The organism is Desulfomicrobium escambiense DSM 10707 (genome assembly GCF_000428825.1).
GTDB lineage: Bacteria > Desulfobacterota > Desulfovibrionia > Desulfovibrionales > Desulfomicrobiaceae > Desulfomicrobium > Desulfomicrobium escambiense.
In genome coordinates, this window is sequence record NZ_AUAR01000022.1 from 58562 (window position 1) to 72493 (window position 13932).

Annotated in this window: 15 protein-coding genes and 1 pseudogene; 13 read left to right on the plus strand and 3 right to left on the minus strand. The window is 65.4% G+C overall.

The window, feature by feature from the left end:
• Positions 1 to 80: 80 nt before the first annotated feature.
• From G394_RS0114715 to G394_RS0114730, 4 genes are read left to right on the plus strand one after another with little or no spacing between them, the layout of a single operon-like run.
• On the plus strand, positions 81 to 485 hold the full coding sequence (locus tag G394_RS0114715; RefSeq protein ID WP_028578311.1) for a 4Fe-4S binding protein: 405 nt from the start codon (positions 81 to 83) through the stop codon (positions 483 to 485).
• Positions 482 to 2224, plus strand: coding sequence for an aldehyde ferredoxin oxidoreductase N-terminal domain-containing protein (locus G394_RS0114720; RefSeq protein WP_028578312.1), 1743 nt, complete (start codon positions 482 to 484; stop codon positions 2222 to 2224). Before G394_RS0114715 ends, G394_RS0114720 begins: the two co-directional genes overlap by 4 nt.
• 51 nt (positions 2225 to 2275) lie before the next feature.
• Complete coding sequence (locus G394_RS0114725; RefSeq protein ID WP_028578313.1) at positions 2276 to 2686, plus strand: nucleotidyltransferase substrate binding protein; 411 nt, start codon at positions 2276 to 2278, stop codon at positions 2684 to 2686.
• The gene (locus tag G394_RS0114730) at positions 2683 to 3003 is read left to right on the plus strand and encodes a nucleotidyltransferase domain-containing protein (protein WP_028578314.1); all 321 of its coding nucleotides are present in this window, start codon (positions 2683 to 2685) and stop codon (positions 3001 to 3003) included. The genes G394_RS0114725 and G394_RS0114730 overlap by 4 nt, the downstream gene beginning before the upstream one ends.
• On the opposite strand, the gene thpR is transcribed toward G394_RS0114730, so the two are convergent.
• Together thpR and G394_RS0114740 are read right to left on the minus strand one after the other, a co-directional pair.
• Positions 2994 to 3554: an RNA 2',3'-cyclic phosphodiesterase gene (thpR, locus tag G394_RS0114735; protein ID WP_028578315.1), complete on the minus strand. Its 561-nt coding sequence runs from the start codon at positions 3552 to 3554 to the stop codon at positions 2994 to 2996. The two genes, G394_RS0114730 and thpR, sit on opposite strands and share 10 nt — an antisense overlap.
• Before the next feature lie 452 nt (positions 3555 to 4006).
• On the minus strand, positions 4007 to 5482 hold the full coding sequence (locus G394_RS0114740; protein ID WP_028578316.1) for a leucyl aminopeptidase: 1476 nt from the start codon (positions 5480 to 5482) through the stop codon (positions 4007 to 4009).
• Between the two features lie 127 nt (positions 5483 to 5609).
• Between G394_RS0114740 and G394_RS0114745 the strand changes: the two genes are divergently transcribed.
• The 8 genes from G394_RS0114745 (at position 5610) to G394_RS0114780 (ending at position 11691) form a co-directional block, all read left to right on the plus strand.
• A complete protein-coding gene (locus tag G394_RS0114745; protein ID WP_028578317.1) occupies positions 5610 to 7133 on the plus strand; it encodes an SDR family oxidoreductase in 1524 nt (507 codons plus the stop codon).
• Complete coding sequence (locus G394_RS0114750) at positions 7118 to 7606, plus strand: pyridoxamine 5'-phosphate oxidase family protein (protein ID WP_028578318.1); 489 nt, start codon at positions 7118 to 7120, stop codon at positions 7604 to 7606. Before G394_RS0114745 ends, G394_RS0114750 begins: the two co-directional genes overlap by 16 nt.
• Before the next feature lie 124 nt (positions 7607 to 7730).
• Positions 7731 to 8681 (plus strand): YbgA family protein, encoded by a 951-nt coding sequence (locus tag G394_RS0114755; RefSeq protein WP_028578319.1) that lies wholly within the window; start codon positions 7731 to 7733, stop codon positions 8679 to 8681.
• Between the two features lie 22 nt (positions 8682 to 8703).
• Positions 8704 to 9678 (plus strand): protein kinase family protein, encoded by a 975-nt coding sequence (locus G394_RS0114760; RefSeq protein ID WP_028578320.1) that lies wholly within the window; start codon positions 8704 to 8706, stop codon positions 9676 to 9678.
• A gap of 9 nt (positions 9679 to 9687) precedes the next feature.
• Positions 9688 to 10179: a universal stress protein gene (locus G394_RS0114765; protein ID WP_028578321.1), complete on the plus strand. Its 492-nt coding sequence runs from the start codon at positions 9688 to 9690 to the stop codon at positions 10177 to 10179.
• 9 nt (positions 10180 to 10188) lie between these two features.
• A complete protein-coding gene (locus G394_RS19440; RefSeq protein WP_051307228.1) occupies positions 10189 to 10530 on the plus strand; it encodes a phenylpyruvate tautomerase MIF-related protein in 342 nt (113 codons plus the stop codon).
• Positions 10531 to 10614: 84 nt separating this feature from the next.
• Positions 10615 to 11058, plus strand: a complete 444-nt coding sequence (locus G394_RS0114775) for a hypothetical protein (protein ID WP_028578322.1) — start codon at positions 10615 to 10617, stop codon at positions 11056 to 11058.
• Positions 11059 to 11094: 36 nt separating this feature from the next.
• Complete coding sequence (locus G394_RS0114780) at positions 11095 to 11691, plus strand: DUF445 domain-containing protein (RefSeq protein ID WP_028578323.1); 597 nt, start codon at positions 11095 to 11097, stop codon at positions 11689 to 11691.
• Positions 11692 to 11772: 81 nt separating this feature from the next.
• Here the strand turns inward: G394_RS0114780 and G394_RS0114785 are convergent, their stop codons facing one another.
• The gene (locus G394_RS0114785; RefSeq protein ID WP_084435716.1) at positions 11773 to 13191 is read right to left on the minus strand and encodes a sigma-54 interaction domain-containing protein; all 1419 of its coding nucleotides are present in this window, start codon (positions 13189 to 13191) and stop codon (positions 11773 to 11775) included.
• A gap of 339 nt (positions 13192 to 13530) precedes the next feature.
• On the opposite strand from G394_RS0114785, the pseudogene G394_RS0114790 reads away from it, so the two are divergent.
• Positions 13531 to 13932: pseudogene (locus G394_RS0114790) on the plus strand (tetrathionate reductase family octaheme c-type cytochrome); the annotation flags it as partial.

Sequence of the window (13932 nt, forward strand, 5' to 3'; positions counted from 1 at the left end):
AAACTGCCCGCAGCGCACTTCACAACCGTACCGAAGACCGGTAGACTTTCTTTTTTGAACACCTTCCCCGGAACCGTATCATGAAACATCTCGTCGCCTCACGCATGGAGCGCTGCATCGGCTGCCACTCCTGCTCCCTGGCCTGCGCCCGGCTGGTGCACAAGTGCCTGTCCTGGGAGAACGCGGGCATCCGCATCCTGTCCTCGGGCGGGCTGTCCACCGGCTTCACGGCCAAGCTCTGCCTCGTCTGCGACCCGGCGCCCTGCGCCGCGGCCTGCCCCACGGGCAGCCTCAAACAGCGCAAGGGGGGCGGTGTGACGCAGAACAAGAAACTCTGCATCCAATGCGGCAAGTGCGCCGCGGCCTGCCCCGTGGACGCCATCGCCCAGGACCGCCAGGGCAACCCCTACGTCTGCATCCACTGCGGCAGCTGCGTGGAGTTCTGCCCCCACGATTGCCTGGAACTGCGGGAGGCCGAAGGATGATCACCGAAAATTTCAGAATCCTCGAAGTCAACCTGACCACGGGGCGTTCGGCCATCAGGAACGTGCCCGGTGTGGAAACGGTCCTCGGCGGATCTGGCCTGGCGGCGAAACTGCACATGGAATACTCCCGGCCCGGCCTGGCCTGGGACGACCCCTCCCAGCCCCTCGTCTTCGCCATCGGCCCCCTGACGGGCTTCTTCCCGCTGATGAGCAAGACGGTCTGCGCCTTCACCTCGCCCCTGCACGGCCAGTACGCCGAGTCCCACGCCGGAGCCCGCTCGGCCCTGGCCCTGCGCTTCGCGGGCATCGACGCGCTGGTGATCATCGGCAAGGCCGAACGACCGACCGTCCTGCACCTCGGCGCCAACGTCATCGAGTTCATGGAGGCCGGCTACCTGTGGGGCAAGGACGCCCTGACCACGGGCAAGCTCCTGCGCCGCATCCTCAAGGGCTCGGGCCACCGCACCATCATGCGCATCGGGCCGGCCGGCGAGAACAAGTCGGCCATGGCCTGCATCAACGTCGACACCTACCGCCACTTCGGACGCCTGGGCGGGGGCGGCGTCATGGGCGCCAAAAACCTCAAGGCCATCGCCGTCGAAGGCAACGGCTCCTGCGAACTGCCGCAGGGCAAGGAGTACTCGGCCCTCTTCGCCGACATCTTCCGCAAGCTGACCGACACGGACATGATGCGCAAGTACCACAACCTCGGCACGGCCTCGAACCTCGAAGCCCTGAACGAGCTCAAGGCCCTGCCCTGGCGCAACCTCCAGGCCACCTCGGACCCGGGCATCGTCGGCATCACGGGCGAGCGCTTCGCCGACGACACCCTGCTCAGAAACGCCGCCTGCTCGGGCTGCCCCGTGGGCTGCATCCACATCGGCTTCGTGCGCGAGAAGTTCCACAAGGACAACCAGTACCTCTACCGCCAGGTCGGCTACGACTATGAGCCCATCTTCGCCACTGGCTCCATGCTCGGCCTGACCCACGCCCCGGACGTGCTGACGGTCATGGACGAGGTGGAGAAGGCGGGCCTCGACGTCATGAGCGGCGGCGTGGCCCTGGCCTGGGCCACGGAGGCCCTGGAGAAGGGCGTGGTCACGCGGGAACAGACCGGGATCGACCTGCGCTTCGGCGACGCCCAGGGCTACATGCGGGCCGTGCACATGCTCGGCGGCGCCGTGAACGACTTCTGGCGCACCCTGGCCGGTGGAACCATGGCCGCGGCCGCCCGCTACGGCGGCGGGGACTTCGCCTGCGTGCTCGGCCAGGAGATGGCCGGATACGCCACGGGCGAGGTCTTCTACGTGGCCCAGGGCCTGGGCCTGCGCCACTCGCACCTGGACACCGGCGCCTACACCTACGACCAGTCCAAGGCCCCCAAGGACGTGGACAAGGCCCTGGCCTTCCTGCTGGAGGACGAACGCGAGCGCGTCATCCTGACCTCCATGGTGTCCTGCCTCTTCGCCCGCAAGGTCTACGACCCCGAAACCCTGCGCCAATGCCTGACGGTCCTCGGCGGCCAGGCCCTGGCCGACGGGCTGGACCAGGCCGCCGCCCGCATCCAGAAACTGCGCTGGCAGGCACGCGCCGCCGGCGGCTACGACCCCATGAACGTTCGCATCCCCAAGCGCTTCCTGGAGGTCGAGACCTGGAAGGGCCGCACCGACCCGCAGTACCTGGAAGAACTGCGCCTGGCTTACGCCGGGGCCATACGGGAGATGTGCGGCCAGGATTGAAACCGGCATGAACAACGGGCACCGAAGCCCCGTTCTTTCGGGAGGTTATGCATGGAAAACCGGGATGTCCGCTGGCGCCAGCGTTTTGCGCAGTTCGAGAAATCCTTCGCCCTGTTGGAATCGGCCATCACCATCGAAAGGCTGACCGTCATCGAGCGCGCCGGGCTGATCCAGTTCTTTGAAATGGCCTTCGAGCAGGGCTGGAAGCTGCTCAAGGATTATCAGGAGTCGGTAGGGTTCGAGATCGTCAGCCCGCGTCAGGCCATCAAGCAGGCCTTCCAGTCCGGACTCGTCGCCGACGGCCACGCCTGGATCGGGGCCCTGGAAGACCGCAACCTGACCACACACACCTACAACGAGCAGACGGCTTTGGCCGTGGAGGAAAAAATCCGCTCGTCCTATCACCCTCTCCTCAAAGCCCTGCACGAAACCTTCAACGCAAAGGCCCGCGAGGAACGATGAACGACCTTTCCCGGACCGGGCTGCGGGACGGCGACATCGCGCTCATCGTCAATGCGGCGAAACGCTTCCCAGAAATCCGCCAGCTCGTGCTTTTCGGCTCGCGGGCCAAGGGCACGCACAAGCCGGGCTCGGACGTCGATCTGGCCATCAAGGGCAACCGGCTGACCTACGACACCCCTGTCCGCCTGGCCGGCATCCTCAACGAGGAACTGCCGCTCCCCTATTTCTTCGATGTGGTGGATTACGAAACCATAACGGAACGGCAGCTGGTCGAGCACATCGACCGCGTCGGCGTCGTACTGCTCGATCAGTCCTGAGTCCCGAGGGCGACCTGCGCCACCCTGCGATACTCCGGACCCGAAGGACGAAGGACGCTCTGCCAGAGCACGGCGCTGTCCACACCGAACGCGGGCCAGTCCCGCGTCAGCGCCCTGGCGAGTCCCGGCCAATCGTCCCCCCTGGCAGCCTCCTTGATCCGCGCCACGGTGACGTGGGCGACGAAGGGCCGGGTTTCAGCGGCAAAGCCCTCACGGGACAGTTCAACGTCCAAGGCTGCGAAATATTCAGCGTACTCCCGCATTCCTTCGGCGAATCCCAACCAGACCACGCGCGGCGCGCCCCGAGGCGGAAAAAAACCACCCGCCCCGCCCTGCAGTTCGAACCGTCCCCGAGCCGCCGCCCGCATGGCCTTGACGATGCCCCCGACCTTGGCCTCGTCCGTCTCCCCCAGGAACTTGAGCGTCACGTGCGCCAGCTCCGGCCGCACCCAGGAAACCTTCGACGCCAGCCGGCCCTTCCAAGCGGCCTGGATCTCGCGGATAGCCTGCGCGTAGTCTTGGGGAATGGGGATGCCTATGAAAAGCCGCATGTGTGGTACCGCCTGATACGTAACGTGAAGGAAAGGCATGGATTCCCGCCTTTGCGGGAATGACATCGGACTGCGGCGTATTGCGCGTGATTTGATCGGAACTTCGCCGATGGTGACAGGCACAGCCTACCGTGCAGAGCAAGCGTCATCTCCGCGCAGTCGTCCATCTTACATTCCCCACCCCTGAAAGGCAGGCAGCCCCCCGCTTCCGCGCCAAGCGAGTCCGGGTCGGGGCGTTGCGGGCGCGTCGACTGTCCGACCGAACTAGGCATCGTTTGGTTTCCCGTCGTCAACCGCCCCGAGCACAACCTCTGCGCCCTGCACGCGACGGGGAACCATTACGAGGCCGGCGAGGAAGTTTCGACGTGCCCGCAACGCCCCGACCCGGACTCGCGCCCCCCACCGAAGCCCCTTCCCCCGCCATCATCCTTCATCCATCATCCATTCGTCATCTACAAAGCCAGCTCGCCGTCACCGCCTTCGGCATACATCCCGACCAGTTCCCACAACGTCCTCACTCCGAACCCCGTGCCCCCTGGCCTGAAGACCGAGGCGTTCTCGTCGGTCCAGGCCGGGCCGGCGATGTCCAGATGGGCCCAGTCCACGCCCTCGGGCACGAAGTTCTTCAGGAACATGGCCGCGTAGATGGCCCCGCCCTCGCGCGTGGCGATGTTCTTCAGGTCCGCCACGTCGCTTTTCAGCGGCACGCCGTATTCGGCCCACAGGGGCATGGGCCAGTAGCGCTCGCCCACGCGGCTGCCGCCCTCGCGGATGCGCTGGTCAAGTTCGGCCGTGGTGGCGAACACGGCGGCGACCTTGGTGCCCAGGGCTACGAGGCAGGCGCCGGTCAGGGTGGCCAGGTCCACCAGGATCTCGGGCTCGAAGCGCGCGCTGTAGGCCAGGGCGTCGGCCAGGATGAGGCGGCCTTCGGCGTCGGTGTTGAGTATCTCGACGGTCTTGCCGTTCATGGCCGTGACCACGTCGCCGGGTTTGGTGGCCCTGCTGCCCGGCACGTTCTCGGTGCATGGCAGCAGCCCCACCACGCGCCGCGGCGCCCCGCCGGCCAGGCCGATGGTCTTGAACAGACCCAGGATGGCGGCCGCGCCGGCCATGTCGCCCTTCATCTCGTGCATCTTGGCCGCGGGCTTGAGGGAAATGCCGCCCGTGTCGAAGGTCACGCCCTTGCCGACGAAGACCAGGGGACGGCCGCCGTCCGGGTCCGAGTCCAAGACAATGAAGCGGGCCGGCGTGTCGCTGCCGCGGAAGACCGAGGCGAAGGAGCCCATGCCCATGGCGATGATCTCCTCTGGCCCGAAGGCCTGCACGCTGAAGCCGAACTGCACGGCCAAACCGTGGGCCACGCCGGCGAGATGCTCGGGCGTGGCCACGTTGGACGGGGTGTTGACCAGGTCGCGCGCCAGGCGCACGCCTTCGGCCACGGCCATGGCGCGGTCCAGCCGGGCCCGCATGTCCTCGTCGCCGCCCAGGATGGCGAAACTCGCGGGAGCGTCGTCCTCGCCGGGGTCCGACTTGAAGGCCGTGAACCTGTACCCGGCCAGCAAGACGTCCGTGACGCACTCCGCGGCCATGTCCCCATCCAGTCCCAGCCTGTCCAGATGTCCGGCATCAACGGCCATGCGGGTGAGTTCCTGGCCTGCCGCGGCGCGCACGGCCGTGCCCACGGCGGAGCGGAATGCGTCGGCATCGACCTCGTCAGCCCTTCCCAGGCCGACCAGCAGGCAGGACCCGGCCGCGCCGGAACACAGCCGCGTCCGCCCGGCCTTGCCGGAAAAGGCCATATCAGGGTCCACGCCGAGGGCCGTGAGCATCTCCCGATCCTCCTCGGCCCAGGAAGCGCCTTCGGACCTGAACATGACGAGGGTCGCGCCGCCCGATTCATCGCAACTTCGAAAGATTTCAATATTCATCATTGCCTCATCGCTCAAAAATGGTGACATTAGAGTCAATGGACATACGAGTCTTGGGCGCCCGAGTAAAGGCGCGCACCCGAAGCCGGACACGACTTCCCGCGCATACGCAACCAGGAGAACCCGCATGGATCACAACCGCACCGTCGCCGTCCTCGGAGCCACGGGCTACATCGGAGGCCGCCTCGTCCCGGCGCTGCTGGAGCGCGGCTGGCGGGTCCGGGCCGTGGGCCGCAACCCCGACAAGCTGCGCTGCCGGGCCTTCGCCTCGAACCCGAACGTCGAACTGGCCCGCGCCGACGCCCTGGACGGCCCGGCCCTGACCGAGGCCCTGCGCGGCTGCTTCGCAGCCTACTATCTGGTGCATTCCATGTTTCCGGGGGTCAAAGACTTCGAAGACCGCGACAAGCGGGCCGCCATGACCATGCGGGACGCTGCGGCCAAGGCCGGACTTGCGCGCCTGGTCTACCTCGGCGGCCTGGGCGACCAGGACGGCGATTTGAGCGCGCACCTCAAGTCGCGTATGGAGGTCGGCGAGATCCTGGCCGGCGGCCCCGTGCCCCTGACCTGGCTGCGCGCGGCCATGATCATGGGCTCGGGCAGCGCGTCCTTCGAGATCCTGCGCTATCTGGTGGAACGCCTGCCCGTCATGGTCACCCCGGCCTGGGTCAAGTCCCTGTCCCAGCCCATCGCCGTGACCAACGTCATCGACTACCTCTGCGGCTGCCTGGACGCCCCCGAAACCACGGGCCGGACCTTCGACATCGGCGGCCCCGACGTCCTGAGCTACCGCGAACTCTTCGACGTTTACGCCCGCGTGGCCGGCCTGCGCAAACGCGTCATCATCCCCGTGCCTGTGCTCACGCCCAAGCTCTCGTCGTACTGGATCCAGCTGGTCACGCCGGTGCCCACGAGCCTCTCCCGGCCCCTGGCCGAGGGCCTGCGCAACAAGGTCGTGTGCCGCGAAAACACCATCCGCGAATTCATCCCCACCCGCCTGCTGTCGCCCGAGGAGGCCATCACCCGCGCCCTGGACCGCACAGTCCGGCACGAGGTCGAGACCTGCTGGTCCGACGCCGGCAGCCTGCGCGTGCCCGAATGGATCGACTGCGGCGACGCGCCCTATGCCGGCGGGACGGTCTTCGAGTCGGCCCACACCGTGACCCTGTCCGCCACGCCGACGCGGGTCTGGCACGTCCTGACCCGCCTGGGCGGCGACGAGGGCTGGATGTACGGGGACTGGCTGTGGAAAATGCGCGGCCTCCTCGACAAGCTCATCGGCGGAACGGGCCTGCGCCGGGGCCGTCGCCACCCGAGCGACCTGCGCGTCGGCGACGCCCTGGATTTCTGGCGCGTGCTGGTGGTGGAGGAGAACCGCCGCCTGCGGCTGTTGGCCGAGATGAAGGTGCCGGGCGAGGCACTGCTGCAGTTCGACGTGGAAGAACGCGGCCCGAATCGCACCGCCCTGACCCTGCGCGCACGCTTCCTGCCGCGGGGTTTATGGGGTATCGTCTACTGGAAGGCGCTCGCCCCGGTACACGCGCCGCTGTTCAAGGGCATGCTCACGGCCCTGGCCCGCAAAGTCGGGGGGACCATCCTGTCCGGACCCGTCACGCCACCCAAGGAGGACTCGCAATGTCGAATATCCTGACCGAACCCCGCTCCCGCGAAACGACCATCAACGACCCCGACGTGCGCCGCAGCCTTGACGCCATCCTGAACGGCCAGCGCAGCGGCGTTCTGGCCACGTGCTTCATGGACATCCCCCTGTGCAGCCAGATGGCCTTCGCCGCCGACGAGGACCTGCGAGCCCTCATCGTGGTCACGCCCAAGCAGACCGCCAAGCATGACAACATGAGCGCCAACCCCAACGTGTCCTTTCTGGTCAGCACGGCCAGGAACGACCCGGCGGACCCGGCGCAGGCCCAGGCCCTGACGGTCACGGCCTTCGCCACGGAACTCGACGGCGAGCGCCGCCATCGCGCCGTGACCCTGTTCACGCGCAAGCACCCGAACCTCGCGGCCTTTGCCTCGGCCTCGGGCAACGCGGTCATGGAGCTCAGGATCGGCACCTATTTCCTGGTCGACAACTTCCAGCAGGTCACGCGCATCGCCATGGGGTGATATTTTCGGCGCGCGTCCGGCCGGTTCTGGACAACCGGCCAGAATTCGAGAATATTTCCCGAGAAGGTTTTTGCATCGGACAACCCGCGCGTCCCGGAAGCGCGCAACGGCAAGGAGAAACATCATGAACAGACCCATCCGCCTGGGGATCAGCCGCTGCCTGCTCGGGGACAAGGTCCGCTATGACGGAGGGCACAAGCACGACCCATTCCTGACCAAAACCCTCGGCGAGTACGTGGAGTACGTCCCGGTCTGCCCCGAAGTGGAATGCGGCCTGCCCATCCCGCGCGAGGCCATGCGCCTCGTGGGGGACCCCGACTCCCCGCGGCTTTTGACCCAGAAGAGCGGCATCGACCACACGCGGCGCATGAAGGAGTGGGCCGCCAAACGCCTCGACGAACTGGAAGGCGAAGGCCTGTGCGGCTTCATCTTCAAGAGCAAGTCGCCGTCGAGCGGCATGGAGCGGGTCAAGGTCTACTCGGACACGGGCAATCTCATCGGGCAGTCCGTGGGCATCTTCGCCCGCATGTTCATGGAGCGCTTCCCCCTGCTGCCCGTTGAGGAGGAAGGCCGCCTCCACGACGTCCACCTGCGGGAGAACTTCATCGACCGCATCTTTGTGCTGCGACGCTACCGCGATATGCTCAAGGGGGGCCAGACCCTCGGCAACCTCGTGACCTTCCACACGCGCCACAAGCTGCAGATCCTGGCCCACAGCCCGGAAATCTACCGCGCCATGGGCCGGCTGGTGGCCAAGGGCAAGGAAATGCCCAAGGAGCAGCTTTTCAGGAGCTACCACGAGCACCTCATGACGGCCATGCGCATGAAGGCCACGCCGCCCAAGCACCGCAACGTGCTGCAGCACATCATGGGCTACTTCAAGAACGACCTCCTGGCCGACGAGAAGCAGGAGCTCCTGGACCTGATCAACCAGTACGCCGGGGGCATCATCCCCCTCATTGTGCCGGTGACTCTGCTCAATCATTACGTCATGAAATACGAAGACTTCTACCTGCAGGACCAGACCTACCTGCGGCCCCACCCCGTGGAACTCAAGTTGCGCAATCACGCCTGACGACACCCCGCAGGAGGATCCCATGGGCAGCGCCTACGACATCATCGCCAGATACGACCCCGAGTTCCCGCGCAAGCGGGCCGGGAGCCTGATGACGGACACGACGGAATTCATGAACATCCAGTACGGCGACGTGATCGAACTGGACGGGAAATATTTCCTGGTGCTGCGGGACGAGAAGGAGCGCAGCTTCGGGGTGGAGGATCCCAAGTACTGGGTCAAGCGCTGCCGCGAGCTGGACACCGGGGAGCGCAAGATCCTCAAGCTCGTGTTCTACGAAAAATTCCCCGTGTCTCTGGGCAGCATGGAGATCGAATGTTTCCGCAGCCCGCGCAAGGAGGCCCGCATCCTGGACCTGGTGCGCGGCGACGGGCGCTTCATGCAGGGCTATTCGCGCGACGACGCGGCCGGGAACAACGTGCGCGTCCTCGACGTGGTCCGCGGTGATCTCCTGTCCCTGGCCATCGACAAGCTGGAGGCCGACCACAGGACCTACTTCTTCGAACTGCTGCCGGACATCCTGGAGAAATTCGCCGAGGCCTGCCGGGCCATCGACTTCCTGCACCGGCACGGCGAGAACCACGGTGACATCCGCCGCGACCACCTGTGGCTCGAACAGGGCACGGGCAACTACGTCTGGATCGACTTCGACTACACCTACGAGTTCCAGGAGAGCCCCTCGGGCCTGGACATCTTCGGCCTGGGCAACCTGCTGCTCTATCTGACGGGCAAGAAATTCTGCACCACCTTCAACATTCCCCGTCCGGAATTCGACGGGCTGTCGGACGTCCACCTGGAGCCCGCCGACTTCTCCATGCTCTTCAAAAACCGCCTCTCAAACCTGCGCAAGGTCTACCCCTATGTGCCCGAAACCCTGAACAACGTGCTGATGCACTTCTCCACCGCCTCGGAGGTGTTCTACCCGTCGGTCGGGGAAATGCTGGATGAGCTTCTGCCCTGTATCGACGAAATCCGCCGCGGGCGGATAAAAGCGTAAGGAGACATCATGGACCCCAAGAAAATTCTCATCGCGGTGGACGCATCCGAGAACTCAGCCCGTGCGGTGAACTACGTGTCCGACCTGCTGGGCGGCAGCAGCGGCTTCATGATCACGGTGCTGTATATCGAGCGCCCGCCCAACCGCGACCTGTTCCCCGACGAGGCGGCCTGGGTTGAGGCCGGCCAGACGCAGGAACTGCGCATCCGCACCTTCCTGAAGCAGGCCAGGACCACCCTGACCGCCGGTGGTCTGGCCCCGGAAGCCGTGACCATCGACTATGTCCCGCACTGCCAGTCGCCGGTCAACCCGGGGGCGGCGGAGTGCAGCATCGGCACGTCCATCGCCCGCGACATCCTGCAGTACCAGCAGCGCGGGGACTTCGGGACCCTGGTCATCGGACGCCGCGGCGTGTCCCGAGCCGAGGAGTTCCTGTTCGGCAGCGTGACCACCAAGGTCACCCACCTGGCCAAGGACTGCACCGTCTGGGTCGTACAGTAAGGAGGAACAATGCCCTGTCTCGAACTCACGACCAACGTTCGCGTCACGGACAAGAGCGCCCTGATGCGCGCCCTCTCGGACTGCGTCTGCAAAGGCCTGGGCAAGGCCGAAACCTACATGATGGTCATCGTCAACGGCGAAGTGCCCATGCTCTTCGGCGGCAGCGAGGAGCCCGTGGCGCACCTGACCCTGCGGGCCCTGAATCTGAAGGAGGAGGCCATCCGCGTCCTGGCCGGGGACCTGACAGCCATCGTGCAGGACATGCTCGGCATAGAGAGCCAGCGCACGTACATCGTGTTCATGGACGCCGACATGGGCAAATGGGCCTGGGACGGCCGCGCCTTCGCCTGAGGGGCGGCTTGCCTGGCGGGGAGCCCTCGTGTACAGGGTCCGGGCGCCGGATCGCTTCCGGCCCAATCCTACACGAGGTGTGCCATGACCGAGAAGAATTACGCCCAGAGCATCGCCGGCGACCTGTTCCGCATGATCGAATCCGCCAAGGAACAGGGCGTGGGCGTCGACAAGGGCTTCCGCAACCAGGCCATGTCGAGCCCCGGCATGTCCCTGACCTATCTTTTTTTGAACAAGTCCGACCTGCTGAAGGTCCCGGCCCTGCCCGGACCGGTCAAGAAGCAGGTCCGCCGCTCCAACGCCCTGGCCGTCATCGAACTGGCCGACGCGGGCGGCGTGAAGCAGACCGCGGGCATCCACCTCATCTGGTCCAGCGCCAAGCCCTGCTCGGGCATCCAGTCCGAGGCCGAGATGCTTGACGGCATCCAGATCCAGGGCTTGGCGGCGTTCACGGCCCAGATCAAGAGCGTGCTGCGCAACGACGCGCCGCGCACCGTGGACCAGCTCGCCCCGGACCAGGCCGAGTAACCCCTCCCCATCCCGCCGTACGACCTGGAGACGCCCATGCTGTTTAAGCTCTGCCTGTCGACGGTGATCTGCGCCTTCATCGGCTGGATCACCAACTTCATCGCCATCAAGATGCTCTTCCACCCCCGCCGGCCCGTGCAGATCGGAAGCCTGACGGTGCAGGGCATCTTCCCCAAGCGCCAGAAGGCCCTGGCCATGAACCTGGCCGCGGTCATCGAAGGCGAACTCCTGTCCCACGACGACATCCGCCAGGCCATGCAGCGGCCTGAATTCTCGGCCCGCCTGAAGGAACGCATCCTGGACGGGTTCTCGGAGTTCCTGTCCACGCGCCTGGGGAGCCTGAACCCCATGATCGCCATGTTTCTGGACGGCCCCATGATGGAGAAGGTCAAGGGGCTCCTGGACAAGGAACTGGACCGCATCGTTCCGGGCCTGCTTGAGACGGCCACGGGAGAGCTGGAAAACAGCCTCGATTTCCGCCGCATCATCCAGGACAAGATCGAGAACCTGTCCATGGAGCGCCTGGAGGCACTGCTCATGTCCATCATGGCCCGGGAGTTCCGCTTCATCGAGGTGGTCGGGGCCGTGCTCGGCGCCATCATCGGCCTGATCCAGGGCCTGCTTTTCTTCTGATCCAACCCGCCCCGGAAACGAAAAAGGCCGCTTGACGCGGCCTTTTTCCGTTTCATGACTCGGACCGGGAAGCCCCCGTCCTCAAGCCTCGATGACCTTCTTCAGGTCGATGCCGAACTTGCGCATCCGGTTCAGAACCGTCAGGCGGTTCACGCCCAGGATTCTGGCCGCCTCGGATTTGTTGCCGCCCGCCTCGCGCAGGGCGTCGAGGAGCTGTTCCTTCTGGCCGGACGGTGCCGCGGGCGCAGGGGCATGGTCCGTGAATCCCCCGGCAAAGGCGCCCGGCAGGTGGCGGGGCTCGATGTGGCCGCCGTCGGCCAGGACGAAGGCGTACTCCAGGCTGCTCTTGAGTTCGCGCACGTTGCCCGGCCAGGAATAATCCATGAACAGCCGCAGGGTCTCGGGGCTCAGGCCCTTGATGTCCTTGTCGCTCTTGACCCGCAGGCGGTGGATGAAATGGTCTGCCAGGAGCGGGATGTCCTCCTTGCGCTCGCGCAGGGGCGGAAGGTGCACGGGGATGACGTTGATGCGGAAGAAGAGGTCCTCGCGGAACAGGCCGCGCGAGATGAGCTCCGGCAGCACCTTGTTGGTGGCGGTGATGATGCGCACATCCACGGACAGGGGGCGGTTCTCGCCGACCCGCTCGAAGGTCTTGGTCTCCAGCACGCGCAGGAGCTTGACCTGCACCGGCAGCGGCAGGTCGCCGATCTCGTCCAGGAAGATGTCGCCCCCGCCGGCCGCCTCGAAACGACCCTGGCGGTGCCGGATGGCGCCGGTGAAGGCGCCCTTGACGTGCCCGAACAGCTCGCTCTCCAGCAGCGCCTCGTTCAGGGCCGCGCAGTTGACCTGCACGTAGGGCTCTTCCCGGCGCGGGCCCAGGTCGTGTATGGCGCGGGCGACCAGTTCCTTGCCCGTGCCCGACTCGCCGCAGATGAAGACGGGCGCGTCGCTCTGGGCGGCCCTCTCGATGAGCTTGAAAACCTCGAGCATCCTGGAAGAATGGCCGACCATGCCGTGGAACATGGTCTTCTCCTCCAGCATGAGGGACAGCTGCTGCAGCTCGTGCTCCTTGCGGTCCAACTCCGTGAGGTCGATCATGGTCTCCACCGCCCCCAAGGGAGAGCCCTCCCGGGAGTTGAGGATCGAGGCGCTCTTGAGGATGGGCACGTAGGCGCCGTCCTTGCGCATGATATGGCACTTGCGGCGGACGTAGCTGCCCTGCTCGAAGAGCATGCACCACCTCGACCGCGCCTCGGAACGGATCCTGCGGCAGGCGTCGCATTTGAAAATGGAGCAGTCCGAGCCGATGAGTTCGTCCCGGGAATACCCGGTGATCTCCTCCAGGGCCCGGTTGACCATGCGGATCACCCCGTCGGGATCGACCAGCAGCAACCCCTCCTGCATGATATCGACGATTTCCCGCCAATGGGTTTCAAGCGGGGGAGTTTGGGGGAGCGACTCCCTGGCTTCGGCCTGCAAGGCCGCATCACGATTGCCCATGCGTTTCACTCCATGGTTAGGAACTGTCCCGACACACTACGAGACAACGAGTTAGATGTTTAAAACTTAAACAAGTGTCACCATTGAATAAACACATGTCAATGTAATTTTCAAGTACGGGCGAAAGGGAAAAAAAATGATCAATGACTTCGATACCATTTCACCGGAACAAGGGCACATTTTTGTGGTATGGCCATTGCAAAAATCTGAACCAACTGGAGAGGAAACGGACCCGAGTTCTTTTCACCATTTCGGAACAAGGAGTGAGCAATGCACACATTCGTACGCAGGGGAGTGTTCTGGGGCGCCCTTCTGCTCTGGCTGTGGCCCCTGTCCGCCATGGCCGCCACGGAGGAGGCCCCGGGCAGGCAGCTGGCCCGGCAGACGGTCAAGGACGACGCGACCCGATGGATCACCACGGACCACTCGAAACATCCCATCCTCAAGCAGCCCTTCGAGAAACCCGAGGACGTGACCAAGGCCTGCCTGTCCTGCCACAACGAGGCGGCCACGCAGATCCACAAGACCATCCACTGGACCTGGAAGGACCCGGCCGACCCCTCGGGCGAGACCGGCAAGGGCGGCCTGTCCGTCAACAACTTCTGCATCGCCGTGGGCTCCAACGAGCCGCGCTGCACCTCCTGCCACATCGGCTACGGCTGGAAGGACAAGGACTTCGACTTTTCCAAGGCCGAGGCCGTGGACTGCCTCGTCTGCCACGAGACGACCGGGACTTACAAG

Coding starts and splice junctions, on each gene's coding strand:
- G394_RS0114745 (WP_028578317.1), top strand. CDS start 5,610: ATGGATCACAACCGCACCGTCGCCGTCCTCGGAGCCACGGGCTACATC.
- G394_RS0114750 (WP_028578318.1), top strand. CDS start 7,118: ATGTCGAATATCCTGACCGAACCCCGCTCCCGCGAAACGACCATCAAC.
- thpR (WP_028578315.1), bottom strand. CDS start 3,554: ATGCGGCTTTTCATAGGCATCCCCATTCCCCAAGACTACGCGCAGGCT.
- G394_RS0114775 (WP_028578322.1), top strand. CDS start 10,615: ATGACCGAGAAGAATTACGCCCAGAGCATCGCCGGCGACCTGTTCCGC.
- G394_RS0114730 (WP_028578314.1), top strand. CDS start 2,683: ATGAACGACCTTTCCCGGACCGGGCTGCGGGACGGCGACATCGCGCTC.
- G394_RS0114725 (WP_028578313.1), top strand. CDS start 2,276: ATGGAAAACCGGGATGTCCGCTGGCGCCAGCGTTTTGCGCAGTTCGAG.
- G394_RS0114715 (WP_028578311.1), top strand. CDS start 81: ATGAAACATCTCGTCGCCTCACGCATGGAGCGCTGCATCGGCTGCCAC.
- G394_RS0114740 (WP_028578316.1), bottom strand. CDS start 5,482: ATGAATATTGAAATCTTTCGAAGTTGCGATGAATCGGGCGGCGCGACC.
- G394_RS0114760 (WP_028578320.1), top strand. CDS start 8,704: ATGGGCAGCGCCTACGACATCATCGCCAGATACGACCCCGAGTTCCCG.
- G394_RS0114755 (WP_028578319.1), top strand. CDS start 7,731: ATGAACAGACCCATCCGCCTGGGGATCAGCCGCTGCCTGCTCGGGGAC.
- G394_RS0114780 (WP_028578323.1), top strand. CDS start 11,095: ATGCTGTTTAAGCTCTGCCTGTCGACGGTGATCTGCGCCTTCATCGGC.
- G394_RS0114765 (WP_028578321.1), top strand. CDS start 9,688: ATGGACCCCAAGAAAATTCTCATCGCGGTGGACGCATCCGAGAACTCA.
- G394_RS19440 (WP_051307228.1), top strand. CDS start 10,189: ATGCCCTGTCTCGAACTCACGACCAACGTTCGCGTCACGGACAAGAGC.
- G394_RS0114785 (WP_084435716.1), bottom strand. CDS start 13,191: ATGGGCAATCGTGATGCGGCCTTGCAGGCCGAAGCCAGGGAGTCGCTC.
- G394_RS0114720 (WP_028578312.1), top strand. CDS start 482: ATGATCACCGAAAATTTCAGAATCCTCGAAGTCAACCTGACCACGGGG.